At 71.1% G+C, this 13,546-nt stretch carries 14 protein-coding genes; 7 read left to right on the forward strand and 7 right to left on the reverse strand.

Annotated elements, in window-relative coordinates; all coding sequences use genetic code 11:
* The first annotated feature begins 42 nt into the window (after positions 1-42).
* Entirely contained in the window at positions 43-600 is a 558-nt protein-coding gene (locus tag V4Y03_RS25120; protein WP_332436353.1) for a hypothetical protein, read from the forward strand.
* Here V4Y03_RS25120 and V4Y03_RS25125 read toward each other — a convergent pair.
* The 6 genes from V4Y03_RS25125 to V4Y03_RS25150 form a co-directional block, all read right to left on the reverse strand.
* Positions 582-1,748: a serine hydrolase domain-containing protein gene (locus V4Y03_RS25125; protein WP_332436354.1), complete on the reverse strand. Its 1,167-nt coding sequence runs from the start codon at positions 1,746-1,748 to the stop codon at positions 582-584. The genes V4Y03_RS25120 and V4Y03_RS25125 overlap by 19 nt on opposite strands.
* A 96-nt stretch (positions 1,749-1,844) precedes the next feature.
* Positions 1,845-2,558 carry a response regulator transcription factor gene (locus V4Y03_RS25130; RefSeq protein WP_317874003.1) on the reverse strand — a complete coding sequence of 238 codons (714 nt, stop codon included), beginning with the start codon at positions 2,556-2,558 and terminating at the stop codon, positions 1,845-1,847.
* Positions 2,555-3,712: a sensor histidine kinase gene (locus tag V4Y03_RS25135; protein WP_332436355.1), complete on the reverse strand. Its 1,158-nt coding sequence runs from the start codon at positions 3,710-3,712 to the stop codon at positions 2,555-2,557. Before V4Y03_RS25135 ends, V4Y03_RS25130 begins: the two co-directional genes overlap by 4 nt.
* Complete coding sequence (locus tag V4Y03_RS25140) at positions 3,712-4,497, reverse strand: SAM-dependent methyltransferase (RefSeq protein WP_317874001.1); 786 nt, start codon at positions 4,495-4,497, stop codon at positions 3,712-3,714. Before V4Y03_RS25140 ends, V4Y03_RS25135 begins: the two co-directional genes overlap by 1 nt.
* Complete coding sequence (locus tag V4Y03_RS25145) at positions 4,494-5,183, reverse strand: glycerophosphodiester phosphodiesterase (protein WP_317874000.1); 690 nt, start codon at positions 5,181-5,183, stop codon at positions 4,494-4,496. The genes V4Y03_RS25140 and V4Y03_RS25145 overlap by 4 nt, the downstream gene beginning before the upstream one ends.
* Before the next feature lie 19 nt (positions 5,184-5,202).
* Positions 5,203-6,234 (reverse strand): adenosine deaminase, encoded by a 1,032-nt coding sequence (locus tag V4Y03_RS25150; protein WP_332436356.1) that lies wholly within the window; start codon positions 6,232-6,234, stop codon positions 5,203-5,205.
* Between the two features lie 75 nt (positions 6,235-6,309).
* Between V4Y03_RS25150 and V4Y03_RS25155 the strand changes: the two genes are divergently transcribed.
* Positions 6,310-6,993, forward strand: coding sequence for a DUF4190 domain-containing protein (locus V4Y03_RS25155; RefSeq protein WP_332436357.1), 684 nt, complete (start codon positions 6,310-6,312; stop codon positions 6,991-6,993).
* A gap of 96 nt (positions 6,994-7,089) precedes the next feature.
* Here V4Y03_RS25155 and V4Y03_RS25160 read toward each other — a convergent pair whose 3' ends face one another.
* A complete protein-coding gene (locus tag V4Y03_RS25160) occupies positions 7,090-7,638 on the reverse strand; it encodes an NADAR family protein (RefSeq protein WP_332436358.1) in 549 nt (182 codons plus the stop codon).
* A gap of 175 nt (positions 7,639-7,813) precedes the next feature.
* Between V4Y03_RS25160 and V4Y03_RS25165 the strand changes: the two genes are divergently transcribed.
* From V4Y03_RS25165 to V4Y03_RS25185, 5 genes are read left to right on the forward strand one after another with little or no spacing between them, the layout of a single operon-like run.
* Positions 7,814-9,328, forward strand: coding sequence for a gamma-aminobutyraldehyde dehydrogenase (locus V4Y03_RS25165; RefSeq protein WP_317873996.1), 1,515 nt, complete (start codon positions 7,814-7,816; stop codon positions 9,326-9,328).
* A 49-nt stretch (positions 9,329-9,377) separates the two neighbouring features.
* Entirely contained in the window at positions 9,378-10,625 is a 1,248-nt protein-coding gene (locus V4Y03_RS25170; protein WP_332436359.1) for a polyamine ABC transporter substrate-binding protein, read from the forward strand.
* Positions 10,626-10,668: 43 nt separating this feature from the next.
* A complete protein-coding gene (locus V4Y03_RS25175) occupies positions 10,669-11,817 on the forward strand; it encodes an ABC transporter ATP-binding protein (RefSeq protein WP_317873994.1) in 1,149 nt (382 codons plus the stop codon).
* Positions 11,814-12,749, forward strand: coding sequence for an ABC transporter permease (locus tag V4Y03_RS25180; protein ID WP_317873993.1), 936 nt, complete (start codon positions 11,814-11,816; stop codon positions 12,747-12,749). Before V4Y03_RS25175 ends, V4Y03_RS25180 begins: the two co-directional genes overlap by 4 nt.
* Positions 12,749-13,543 carry an ABC transporter permease gene (locus tag V4Y03_RS25185; protein WP_015036516.1) on the forward strand — a complete coding sequence of 265 codons (795 nt, stop codon included), beginning with the start codon at positions 12,749-12,751 and terminating at the stop codon, positions 13,541-13,543. The genes V4Y03_RS25180 and V4Y03_RS25185 overlap by 1 nt, the downstream gene beginning before the upstream one ends.
* Positions 13,544-13,546 lie beyond the last annotated feature (3 nt).

Below are 13,546 nucleotides of genomic sequence, written 5' to 3' on the forward strand. Positions count from 1 at the left end.
ACCCGTTTCTGAACGCGTTCAAGAAGGGCGTACGATGCCCCCATGAGCGACTCGAACGGGCCGAGAGCCCTTCTCACGCGCATCCGTGTCTGGCTGATCGTCTTCGTCGTCTGCCTGGTCCTCAGCGGCGCGACCGCCTTCCCGCTCGTCACCGAACTCCGCCTGCTCGACTCCTCGCTGGACGGCTGGGCCGCGCCCGTCGCCGAGCTCTTCCCGGCGCTCGCCGAGTGGATCGACCTGGTGCGCGCCGGGGTCGAGACCGCCGACGCGCAGGCGCCGTACCTGCTCTACGGCACCGACTGGCTGGCCTTCGCCCATCTGGTCATCGCGGTCGCCTTCTACGGCGCCTACCGCGACCCCGTCCGCAACGTCTGGGTCGTCGAGTTCGGCATGATCGCCTGCGCCGGCATCCTGCCGCTCGCCTTGATCTGCGGGCCGATCCGCGACATCCCCTTCTGGTGGTCGGTGATCGACATGTCCTTCGGGGTCGTCGGCGTCCTGCCGCTGCTCCACGTCCGCCGGATGATCAAGCGGCTGGAGGCCGGGCAGCCGCTGGAGGCCGGTCCGGGGCTCGCGGCGGCTCAGTCGGGCAGGCCGTAGGCCGCCACCATCAGGCCGAGGGCGGTCCGGTTCATGTCCTGGCCCTTCGCGTCCGTGGCGTTGACGCTGTAGACCAGGGTGCGCGAGCCGTCGCGGGTCGAGGCGACGGCCGTGTTGTAGCCCCAGCGGCCACCCGTCTTGCCCCACACCTCGCGCCCGCCGAGCCGCTTCATCGACAGACCCACGGAGTACGCGGCCGGGTCGCCCGACGTGAGGTCGGAGACCTTCGGGAGGGTGAACATCTCCTCCAGGAGCGGCCCGCGCACCACCCGGCCCGCGAACAGCTCCCGGACGAAGCGCTCCAGGTCGGCGGTGGTCGACACCAGGTCCCCGGCCGCCCAGGCGTCCGACGTCCCCCAGACGGAGACATCGCGCGGGCCGGTCGTCCCGTCGTCGAGCCGCATCGTCTGGTAGCCGTGGTTGTACGGGCCGACGAGCTCCGCCGCGCCGCCCGGGAGGTACGTGTCCCGGAGGCCGAGCGGACGCAGGATCCGCCGCTCCACCTGGTGCTCGTACGAGTCGCCCGTGACCTGCTCCACGATCAGGGCCGCGATCGTGTACCCGATGTTCAGGTAGTGCTGGCGGGTGCCCGGCCGGAACTCGCGCGGCTTCGCCGTCGCCGCGCGGACCATGGCCTCCGGGCTGTGCGCGTCGAAGCGGTGCGCGTACCACTCCTCCACCGTGTCCCCGACGGCCAGTTCCGCGGCCGGGATGCCATGGGTGTGGTTGAGGAGCTGGCGGACCGTGACCGTGGCGTACCGGCCGGGGATCAGCTCCGGCAGGTACGAACGGGCCGTGCGGTCCAGGTCGATCCGGCCCTCGGTGGCCAGTTGGAGCACCGTCGCCGCCGTGAAGATCTTCGTCACCGAACCGGCCCGGAAGCGGGCCGCCGGGTCCGCCGGGGCGTTCGTCTCCAGGTCGTGGACGCCCGAACCGCCCTGCCAGGAACCGTCGGTGCCGCCGACCCGGACCAGCGCGGCGGTGGCGTCGGCGCGGGGGAGGCCCGCGATCACCGCCGACAGATCGGGCGTCGAGGCCCGCGCGGCAGCCGCCGGCCGCGGTGCGGCGAAGGCGGGGGTGAGCGCCGGTCCGGCCGCCACGCCCAGGACCAGGGCGGCGGCGAGCAGGGTGCGGGTGGACGTTCGCATGGTCAACTCCGTTGGTGTGAGCCCTCGTTCTCGATGACTCCATCCTGCTGACCGGCGACGATCCGCGGATCGCCCGCACCGGCGGTCCTCAGCGGGTCAGTTCCTCCCCGGCACGGGGGAGCGGCCGGGTCCCGCGCCTCCCCCGGGCGGGGGAGAGCCCGCCGCGACAAGCCCCGTCTCGTACGCGCAGATCACCGCCTGGATGCGGTCGCGCAGGCCCAGCTTGGCCAGCACGTTCCCCACGTGCGTCTTCACCGTGTGGTCGCTGACCACCAGTTCCGCCGCGATCTCGGCGTTCGACAGACCCCGCGCCAGCAGCAGCAGCGTCTCCCGCTCCCGGCCCGTCAGCACGTCGAGGCGCGGGTCCGGGGCCGTCCTGCGCGGGCCGCCCGCCGTGTACTCCTCCACCAGGCGGCGGGCCACGGACGGCGCGAGCAGCGACTCGCCCGCCGCCACCACCCGTACCGCGTGCACCAGGTCGTCCCGCCGCACGTCCTTCAGGAGGAAACCGCTCGCGCCCGCGTGCAGTGCCTCGTACACATACGCGTCGGTGTCGAAGGTCGTCAGGATCACCGTCCGGCAGCCGGACTCGGCGCTGATCACCCGGCAGGCCTCGATGCCGTCGGTCCCCGGCATGCGGATGTCGAGCAGCGCCACGTCGGGCGCGTGCCGGCGCACCGCCGCGACGGCCTCCGCCCCGTCCCCGGCCTCCGCCACCACCTCGATGTCCGGCTGTGCGTCCAGGATCATCGCGAAGCCGCTGCGGACCAGTTCCTGGTCGTCCGCGACCACCACCCGGATCGTCGTCATGTCCCCGCCTCCGCCGTGGAGGGTACGGGGAGCAGGACCCGCACCTCGAAGCCCCGGCCGCCGGGACCCGGTCCCGCCGTCACCGTCCCGCCGTGCGCGGCGGCCCGCTCCCGGATGCCCGTGAGTCCGTGCCCGCCGGAGCCGCCCTGCGGGCCGCGCCCGTCGTCGGTGACGGTCACGCGCAGGACGCCGTCCGTGTGGGCGAGCCGGACGTCGACCGTACGGGCCCGCGCGTGCTTCACCACGTTCGTCAGGGCCTCCTGGACGATCCGGTAGACGCTCGCGCCGGTCGTCGCGGGCAGCGCCCGTACCCCGCCCTCCGTCGTGTACCCGACGGTCAGGCCGCCGGCCCGTACCCGCTCCACCAGGCCGGGGATCCCTCCGAGGTCCGGCTGCGGCGCGCGCGGGGCGCCGTCCTCGCCGCCCTCGCGCAGCACCCCCAGCATCTGCCGCAGCTGTGTCATCGCCTCGCGGCCCGTCTCCGAGATCGCCTCGAACGCCGCCTCGGCGCGCTCCGGCGCGGCCCGTACGGCCACCGGACCCGCCTCCGCCTGGACGATCATCAGGCTCACCGCGTGCGACAGGATGTCGTGCATCTCCCGTGCGATGCGGGCGCGTTCGCGCGCGGCGGCCCGCTCGGCCTCCACGAGGTGGGCGCGCTGCCGGGCGTCCTGGAGCCGCCCGAAGACATAGGCGGCGCCGAACACGAAGAGGGAGAAGGTCAGTTCACGCGCCGACTGGGTGTTGAGCCACACCGAGACCGGCACCGCGACCAGCAGGAGCCCCGCCGTCGCGAGCCGCTTCCAGGTGGGGGAGAGCAGCGCGATCGTGTAGACGCAGACGAGCCCGGTGTACGGCAGCGGCTGCCCCGGCCCCTCCAGGGCCAGCTTGTACAGCGCGCTCGCCGCCAGGACCGCCAGGAGTACGGCGAGCGGCGCGCGCCGCCGCCAGGCCAGCGGCAGCACGGTGAGCGTCGTCAGCCCGTACGCGGCCCAGGTCGCCGGTTCAAGTTCGGGCCCGCGCGGCACCACGAACGGCATCGTCATCGCCGCCTGGACGAGGAGCGCGATCCCCGCGTCCACCGCCCAGGGGTTCGCCGCGCCCCAGGTCCGCGCCCGCTCCCACCGGCCGCGCACCTCCCCCCGTATCCCCATTACGGCTTGCGGCCCACCGCGCCGAACTGCGCGACCACGTACGCCTCCTCCGAGGCGGGGCGCCAGCGCGAGCAGGAGACGATGCCGGGCTCGAGGAGTTCGAGGCCGTCGAAGAAGGAGGTGAACTCGGCCCGGCTGCGGGCGGTGATCGGCGGGGTGGCGTTCTCGTTCCAGAAGGCCATCGCGTCCTTGTTGCCCTCGCCGCCGAGCTCCGGTTCCAGGGTGGGGTGGGTGAGCACCAGGTAGCTGCCGGACGGGACGGCGTCCATCAGGGTCCGGACGATCCGCCGGGCCTCGTCGGTGTCCAGGACGAAGTTGAGGATGCCGAGCATCATCACCGCGACCGGGCGGGTGAGATCGAGCGTGGCCCCCGCCGCCGCGAGGATCCGCTCCGGTTCGCGCGCGTCGGCGTCCACGTACTCGGTGACGCCCTCCGGCGCGCTGGTCAGCAGCGCCCGTGCGTGGGTGAGGACGATCGGGTCGTTGTCGACGTACACGATCCGGGCGTCGGGGGCGGCCCGCTGGGCGACCTCGTGGGTGTTGTCGGCGGTCGGCAGCCCCGTACCGATGTCGAGGAACTGGCGCACGCCCGCGTCGGCGGCCAGCCCGGTCACCACCCGGCCGAGGAACGCCCGGTCGGCGCGGGCCACTTCGCCGATGCTCGGGTAGAAGCGGGTGACCTGGTCGCCGACCGCGCGGTCGACCGGGTAGTTGTCCTTGCCGCCCAGCCAGTAGTTCCACACCCGGGCGTTGTGGGCGATGTCGGTCCGGATGCGGTCGTTCACGCGTGCGCCTTTCGCAGGACGGCTGCCAGTGCGTCGACGCGGTTCGTGGTGACCGAGTCGACCCCGTTCGTGATCAGCTTACGCATCGTGCGCCGGGTGTCCGCCGTCCAGGCCGAGACGAGCAGCCCGTCCCGGTGCACCCGGTCGACCAGCCCCCGACTCACCAGGCCGAAGCGGTAGTTGAGCCAGCGCGGCCGTACCGCGTCGAGCAGCACCGGCCGGGGCGGGGCGAGAGAGGTCCAGGTCAGGGCGATCTCGGCGGCCGGGTCGGCGGCCCGCACGTCCAGCATGGCGACGGCGCCCGCGCAGTAGTGGACGCGCTCCCCGGCGCCGCACTCGCGGACGGTACCGACGATCGTGCGGACCGAGTCCGCGTCGCCGCCCGGCAGGTCCAGCATCAGCCGGTGGTCCCCGGCGGTGAGCAGGGCCTCGCGCAGGGTCGGGATCCCGCCCCGCGACAGCTCGCGGACCCGCGCGTACGGGAGCTCGGCGAGGGGGAGGTCGTGGCCCCAGAGGCGCTTGAGGGTGTCGTCGTGGAGGAGGACGGGCACGCCGTCCTCCGTCAGCCGGACGTCGACCTCGACGGCGTCCGCCCCCCGCTCGATCGCCGAGGAGACCGAGCGGAGGGTGTTCTCGCGGACGCGGTACGGGTCGCCGCGGTGACCTACGACAGTGACGGAGTCCATGCCCCCATTCTCGTCGCCGTCAGCGGGCCAGCCAGTCGTTCGTGTACGTGTCGATCTCGGCGACGATCCCGGCCTTGCCGGCCGGGTCGAGGAACGAGGCCTCCACCGCGTTCTTGGCGAGGGCGGCGACACCGCGCTCGTCGAGGCCGAGGAGGCGGGCGGCGACCGCGTACTCGTTGTTGAGGTCGGTGCCGAACATCGGCGGGTCGTCGCTGTTGACCGTGACGAGGACCCCGGCGTCCACCATCCGCCGGATCGGGTGCTCGTCGAGGGTGGCGACGGCCCGAGTGGCGATGTTCGAGGTCGGGCAGACCTCCAGGGCGATCCGGTGCTCGGCCAGGTGCGCGAGGAGCGCGGGGTCCTGGACGGAGCTGGTGCCGTGGCCGATGCGCTCGGCGCCCAGGTCGTTGATCGCGTCCCAGACGGTCCGGGGGCCGGTCGTCTCGCCCGCGTGCGGGACCGAGTGCAGGCCGGCCGCCCGCGCCAGGTCGAAGTACGGCTTGAACTGGGGGCGCGGCACCCCGATCTCAGGGCCGCCGAGCCCGAAGGAAACCAGGCCCTCGGGGCGCAGTCCGTCGGTGGTGGCGAGCCGCGCGGTCTCCTCGGCGGAGACCAGACCGGCCTCGCCGGGGATGTCGAAGCACCAGCGCAGGACGGTGCCGAACTCGGCCTCGGCCGCCTTGCGGGCGTCCTCGATCGCCGCCATGAAGGCGCGCTCGTCGATGCCGCGGCGGGTGGAGGAGTAGGGCGTGATGGTCAGCTCGGCGTACCGGATGTTCTGCCGGGCCATGTCACGGGCGACCTCGAAGGTCAGCAGCCGGACGTCCTCGGGGGTGCGGACCAGGTCGACGACGGACAGGTACACGTCGATGAAGTGCGCGAAGTCGGTGAAGGTGAAGTAGTCGGCCAGCGCCTCGGGGTCCGTGGGGACCTTGGAGTCGGGGTGCCGGGCGGCCAGTTCGGCGACGATCCGGGGGGAGGCGGAGCCGACGTGGTGGACGTGCAGCTCTGCCTTGGGGAGGCCCGCGATGAAGGGGTGGAGGTCGGTCATCGGGTCATCGTAGGCCGGGCGGGTCCCCCTCAAGGGTGAGGCCGTAGCATGGCCGGACCATGATGGGGGAGGCCCATGTCTGACAACCAAGACCAGTCGCGGGGCGGATTCGACCCGGCGGACCCGTGGGCTCCGCCGAACCGTGACGGGGTGGAACTGAGCAAGCCGGCGCCGTCCGCGCCGGTGCACGACCAGCAGACCGTCACGTCCGTGCCGCTGGCACCCGAGCCCGAGGACGCGGTCCCGCCGCCGCCGGTGGCCCCGGGCGGCCCGGCGGCCGGTGCCGGGTACGGCTATCCGTCCGCCGGCGCCGGCGGGTACGGCTATCCGGCGGCGAACGCGTCCGGCGCGTACGGCTACCCGGCGGTACCGACGCCCCCGCCGGTCTCCGGGTACGGATACCCCGGGTACGGCCAGCCCGGCTGGCAGCAGCCGATGAACAACGGGATGGGCGTCGCCGCGATGGTCGTGGGCATCTGTGCCGTCGTGCTCGCCTTCTGCTCGTACGGCATCCTGGGCCTGATCCTGGGCGCGGTCGCGCTGCCCCTGGGCATCGTGGGCCGCAAGCGGCACCTGCGGGGCGAGGCGAACAACAAGGGGCAGGCCGTCGCCGGCATCACGCTCGGGTCGATCGGCATCGCCCTCGGCCTGGCGGGCATCGCCCTGATCATCGTCCTGGCGATGAACGCCGACGAGTGGAGCAGCAGCGACGAGGACCCCTGGTCGTCGACCGGGACCTCCCTCAGCGCTCCCCGCTGAGCGACCCGCGACCGTACGCCCGCGGGACTCCGTGAGCGGCAGTCGGCGGCTCGGGCCCCGCACCTCCCCCCGGGGGGGTGCGGGGCCCTTCCGCGCTCAGCCGGTCCGCAGCCGCTCCCGGGCCTCCATCAGGGCGAAGCCCAGGAGATTGAGCCCGGCCCAGCGGGCGGGGTCGTGGGCGCGCGGGTCGTCGGCCGCGAGCCCGATGCCCCAGACGCGGTCCACCGGGCTGGCCTCCACCAGGACACGGGTGCCCGTGCCGAGGAGGTACGCGCGCAGGGCCTCGTCCGAGGAGAATTTGTGGACGCTGCCCTCGACGACGATCCCGAAGCGCTCCCGCTGCCACACGGCGTCGTCGAAGTCCCGCACCAGCCGGCCGGCCTTCTTGGCCTCGGCGGGGGTACGGGCGGCCAGCGCGGCCCGCTCGGCCCCGGCGTCCCCGAAGAGGCGGGCCTTGGACGCCATCATCCAGTGCTCGGCGGTCGCGTACGGCAGGTCGTCGACCACGAAGGGTGACGGCCACCATTGGCTCAGACAGCTCGCCGAAAGGCGTCCATCCGGGTGCGGACGGTGACCCCAGAAGTGCAGCCACTCGACCCTGGCACCCCTGCTGACCTGCTGCGTCAGCTCGTCGATCATGTTCATGCATGCGAGTCTGGCAGCCGCCACGGACATTCCGTACGGAGATATTCCGGCTGCCTCGACACATGGTCGACCGAATTCGTCGCGTAATCAAAAGGAAACAACGGAATCCCTTGTTGGAGGGGCATCCCTCTGTCAGGATCGGCACTCAATTCGAGCTGGGACAACGGAGAACGTCATGGACAACCGCTACCAGGTGACCGACCGCTTCGCGGACGGCGCACAGTACATCGGCGGACGGCTCCGTGCCGGAACCTCCGGACAGGAACACAGCGTGATCGACCCGGCGACCGGGGAGAGCGTGTACACGTACGCGCTGGCCTCCGTCGCCGACGTGGACGAGGCCGTGGCCGCCGCCAAGGCCGCCTTCCCCGGCTGGTCCGGCGCCACCCCCGGTGAGCGCTCCGACGCCCTCCACCGCTTCGCCGGCGTCCTCGCCGACTGGGCCGAGGACATCGCCCGCGTGGAGTCCCTCCAGTGCGGCAAGCCCCTCCGGCTCACCACCGAGTTCGACGTACCGGGCACCATCGACAACACCGCCTTCTTCGCGGGGGCCGCCCGTCACCTCCAGGGCCAGTCGGCCGCCGAGTACGACGGTGACCACACCTCGTACATCCGGCGCGAGGCGATCGGCGTCATCGGCTCCATCGCCCCCTGGAACTACCCGCTCCAGATGGCCGCCTGGAAGGTCCTCCCGGCGATCGCCGCCGGCAACACGATCGTCCTCAAGCCCGCCGAGATCACCCCGCTGACCTCGCTGATGTTCGCGCAGGCCGCGAAGGAGGCCGGCATCCCGGACGGTGTCATCAACGTCGTCAGCGGCTCCGGCCGGATCGTCGGCGAGCACCTCGTCGGCCACCCCGACGTCGTCATGACCTCCTTCACCGGCTCCACTCCGGTCGGCAAGCGCGTCGCCGAGGTCGCCACCGCCACCGTGAAGCGCCTCCACCTCGAACTCGGCGGCAAGGCCCCCTTCGTCGTCTTCGACGACGCCGACCTGGAGGCCGCCGCCAACGGCGCCGTCGCCGCCTCCCTCATCAACAGCGGCCAGGACTGCACCGCCGCCACCCGCGCGTACGTCCAGCGCCCGCTGTTCGACGCCTTCGTGGCCCGCGTCGCCGAACTGATGGAGACCGTCCGCCTGGGCGACCCCTTCGACCCGTCGACCGACCTCGGCCCGCTGGTCAGCCACCGCCACCGCGACAGCGTCGCCGGCTTCGTCGAGCGCGCCCGCGGCTACGCCACCGTCGTCACCGGCGGCGAAGCCCCTGGTGGAGAGCTCGAGAACGGCGCATACTACCGACCCACCCTGATCACCGGCGCCGAGCAGGACAGCGAGGTCGTGCAGTCGGAGATCTTCGGCCCGGTGCTGGTGGCCCTGCCCTTCGACAGCGATGACGAGGGCATCCGGCTCGCCAACGACACCCCGTACGGCCTGGCCGCCTCGGCCTGGAGCCGGGACGTCTACCGGGCCAACCGCGCCACGCGGGAGATCAAGGCCGGCTGTGTCTGGGTCAACGACCACATCCCGATCATCAGCGAGATGCCGCACGGCGGCACCAAGGCCTCGGGGTACGGGAAGGACATGTCGGTGTACTCCTTCGAGGAGTACACGCAGGTCAAGCACGTGATGTTCGACAACACCGCGGTGGCGGCCAAGGACTGGCACCGCACGATCTTCGGGGACCGATAACCACCTGCCGCCCGACCAGCGGCGCAAGCATCCCGAAAGGGCACAGCGCATGGAGCAGTTCGAGCCCGAGAGCCTGTCCGCCGCGCAACGGGCGGCGATACAGCGCAGTCTGACGAGCGGCCGGGGCGCCCTCAGCCGCCGTTCGATGCTGCGGGCGGGCGGCGTCGGGGCGCTCACGATCGGTGGCCTCGCCGGTCTGAGCGCCTGCGGCATCCCGCCGGCCAAGCGGGAGGGCCAGGGGCCCGCCTCCACGGACTTCTCGGCCAAGGAGAAGAGCGTCGCCTTCTCCAACTGGACCGAGTACATGGACGTCAGCGAGGACGAGAAGTCCCGTCCGACCCTGGAGGCGTTCGCGAAGCGCACCGGGATCAAGGTCAAGTACACCGAGGACATCAACGACAACGTCGAGTTCTTCGGCAAGATCAAACCGCAGCTCGCGGCCGGCCAGGACACCGGCCGCGACCTGATCTGCGTCACCGACTGGCTCGCCGCCCGGATGATCCGGCTCGGCTGGGTGCAGAAGCTCGACCCGGCCAACCTGCCGAACGCGTACGCCAACCTGTCCGCGCAGTTCCGCCGCCCCGACTGGGATCCGGGCCGCGCCTACTCGTACCCGTGGACCGGCCTCCCCACGGTCATCGCGTACAACATCAAGGCGACCGGCGGCAAGAAGGTCGACTCGGTCACCCAGCTCCTGGACGACCCCTCGCTCAAGGGCCGGGTGGGCTTCCTCACCGAGATGCGCGACTCCGTCGGCATGACGCTGCTCGACCTCGGCAAGGACCCCGGGAAGTTCACCGACGCCGACTACGACGCGGCGATCGGACGCCTGCAGAAGGGCGTCGACACCAAGCAGATACGCCGCTTCACCGGCAACGACTACACCTCCGACCTGGACAAGGGCGACATCGCGGCCTGCCTCGCCTGGGCCGGCGACATCATCCAGCTCCAGGCCGACAACCCGGACATCAGGTACGCCATCCCCTCCGCCGGATACATCATCTCCAGCGACAACCTGCTCATCCCCGCGCACGCCCGGCACAAGGCCAACGCCGAGAAGCTCATCGACTACTACTTCGAGCTTCCCGTCGCCGCCCAGCTCGCCGCGTACATCAACTACGTGTGCCCCGTCGACGGGGTGAAGGGCGAGCTCGCCAAGATCGACCCCGAGCTGGCGAACAACACGCTGATCCTCCCGGACAAGGCCATGGCGGCGAAGTCGCGCGCCTTCCGCTCGCTCACCAACGCGGAGGAGACGGCGTACGAGGAGAAGTTCGCCAAGCTCATCGGCGCCTGAGTCCGGCCTCGTCCACCTCTCTCACTCCCTGGGACCACAACCCATGACTGACAAGAACACCGGCGGCGACGTCCGTCTCACCGGGATCAGCAAGTCGTACGGCTCCTTCACCGCCGTCCAGCCGCTCGACCTGACCGTCCCGCAGGGCTCCTTCTTCGCCCTCCTCGGCGCCTCCGGCTGCGGCAAGACCACCACGCTGCGCATGATCGCCGGCCTGGAGGACCCGAGCACCGGCACCGTCTTCCTCGGCGACAAGGACGTCACCGACCTCCCGCCGTACAAGCGGCCGGTCAACACCGTCTTCCAGTCCTACGCGCTCTTCCCGCACATGGACATCACCGAGAACATCGCCTTCGGCCTGCGCCGGCGCGGCATCAAGTCGGTGAAGAAGCAGGTCGACGACATGCTGGAGCTCGTCCAGCTCGGCGACAAGGCCCACCACAAGCCGCACCAGCTCTCCGGCGGCCAGCAGCAGCGCGTCGCCGTGGCCCGCGCGCTCATCAACCACCCGCAGGTGCTGCTCCTCGACGAGCCGCTCGGCGCCCTCGACCTCAAGCTGCGCCGCCAGATGCAGCTGGAGCTCAAGCGGATCCAGACCGAGGTCGGCATCACCTTCGTGCACGTCACCCACGACCAGGAGGAGGCCATGACCATGGCCGACCAGGTCGCGGTGATGAACGGCGGCCGGGTCGAGCAGCTCGGCAACCCCGCCGACCTGTACGAGAACCCGCAGACCACCTTCGTCGCCAACTTCCTCGGCACCTCGAACCTGATCGAGGCCGAGGTCCAGGAGACCGGCGCCGACGTGCTCGTCACGGCCGGCGGCGGCAAGCTCAGGGTGCCCGGCGACCGCTGTACCTCCGCCGTCCGCCAAGGCGGCAAGGTGCTCGTGGGCGTGCGCCCCGAGAAGATCTCGCTCGCGCACGCCGACGACGCGGGCTCGATCGCCGAGGGCCGCAACCGGGTCACCGGCCGGATCGTCGACTCCTCCTTCATCGGCGTCTCCACCCAGTACGTGGTGAACTCGCCGGCGGGCGCGGAGCTCCAGGTCTACGAGCAGAACATCGAGCGCGACACGCGCCTGGTCCCCGGTGCCGAGGTCGTCCTGCACTGGAACCCGGCGCACACCTTCGGCCTCGACGCCGCCCAGAAGATCGACGCGGGCGTGGAGACGGTGGAGGACGCCGGATGAGCACCTCCACCCTGACGAAGGAGGACGCGCCGCAGCCGGTCGAGGAACCGGTTCTGCGCAAGCCCTCCACCCGTAAGCGGCTCGTCCCGTACTGGCTGCTGCTGCCCGGCATCATCTGGCTCGTCGTCTTCTTCGCGCTGCCGCTGGTCTACCAGGCCTCCACCTCGGTCCAGACCGGCTCCCTGGAGCAGGGCTTCGAGGTCACCTGGCACTTCCAGACCTACTGGGACGCCTTCCAGGAGTACTGGCCGCAGCTCATCCGCTCCCTGCTGTACGCCGGGACCGCGACCCTGCTCTGCCTGCTGCTCGGCTACCCGCTGGCGTACCTGATCGCGTTCAAGGCCGGTCGCTGGCGCAATCTGCTCCTGGTCCTGGTCATCGCGCCCTTCTTCACCAGCTTCCTCATCCGCACGCTCGCGTGGAAGACGATCCTGGCGGACGACAGCGTCGTGGTCGAGGCGCTCAACGCCCTCCACTTCCTGGACGTGACCGGCTGGCTCGGCTGGACCGAGGGCGACCGCGTCCTCGCCACGCCGATGGCGGTGGTCTGCGGTCTCACGTACAACTTCCTGCCCTTCATGATCCTGCCCCTCTACACCTCCCTGGAGCGGATCGACGGCCGGCTGCACGAGGCCGCGCAGGACCTGTACGCCTCCCCGGCCACCACCTTCCGCAAGGTGACCTTCCCGCTGTCGATGCCCGGCGTCGTCTCCGGCACCCTGCTCACCTTCATCCCGGCGAGCGGCGACTACGTCAACGCCGAACTGCTCGGCTCGACCGACACCAAGATGATCGGCAACGTCATCCAGTCGCAGTTCCTGCGGGTGCTCGACTACCCGACGGCCTCGGCTCTCTCCTTCATCCTCATGGCGATCGTGCTGATCATGGTCACCGTCTACATCCGCCGAGCGGGAACGGAGGACCTGGTCTGATGCGTTGGATCCGTCGGAACCTCGTCGTCATCGCGGGCCTGCTGACGCTCGCGTACATGATCCTGCCGAACCTGGTGGTGATGGCGTTCTCCTTCAACAAGCCGAAGGGGCGCTTCAACTACTCCTGGCAGGAGTTCTCGCTCGACGCCTGGAAGGACCCCTGCGGCGTCGCCGACATGTGCGAGTCGCTCTCACTCTCCCTCCAGCTCGCCGCCTGGGCCACCGTCGGCGCCGTCGTCCTCGGCACGATGATCGCCTTCGCGCTCGTCCGCTACCGCTTCCGGGCGCGCGGTGCGATCAACTCGCTGATCTTCCTGCCGATGGCGATGCCCGAGGTCGTCATGGCCGCCTCGCTGCTCACCCTCTTCCTCAACATGGGGATCGAGCTGGGCTTCTGGACGGTCCTGATCGCCCACATCATGTTCTGTCTGTCGTTCGTCGTGACGGCGGTCAAGGCCCGGGTCATGTCCATGGACCCGCGCCTGGAGGAAGCGGCCCGCGACCTCTACGCGGGACCCACGCAGACCTTCCTGCGCGTGACCCTGCCGATCGCCGCGCCGGGCATCGCCGCCGGCGCCCTGCTCGCCTTCGCGCTCTCGTTCGACGACTTCATCATCACCAACTTCAACGCGGGCTCCACGGTGACCTTCCCCATGTTCGTCTGGGGCTCGGCACAGCGAGGAACCCCCGTTCAGATCAACGTCATCGGCACCGCGATGTTCGTCCTTGCGGTACTGGTGGTCGTGGCCGGGCAAATCATTACGAACCGGCGCAAGAAAACAGCAACGGCCTGAGCA

It is taken from the genome of Streptomyces sp. P9-A4, assembly GCF_036634195.1.
Taxonomy (GTDB): domain Bacteria; phylum Actinomycetota; class Actinomycetes; order Streptomycetales; family Streptomycetaceae; genus Streptomyces.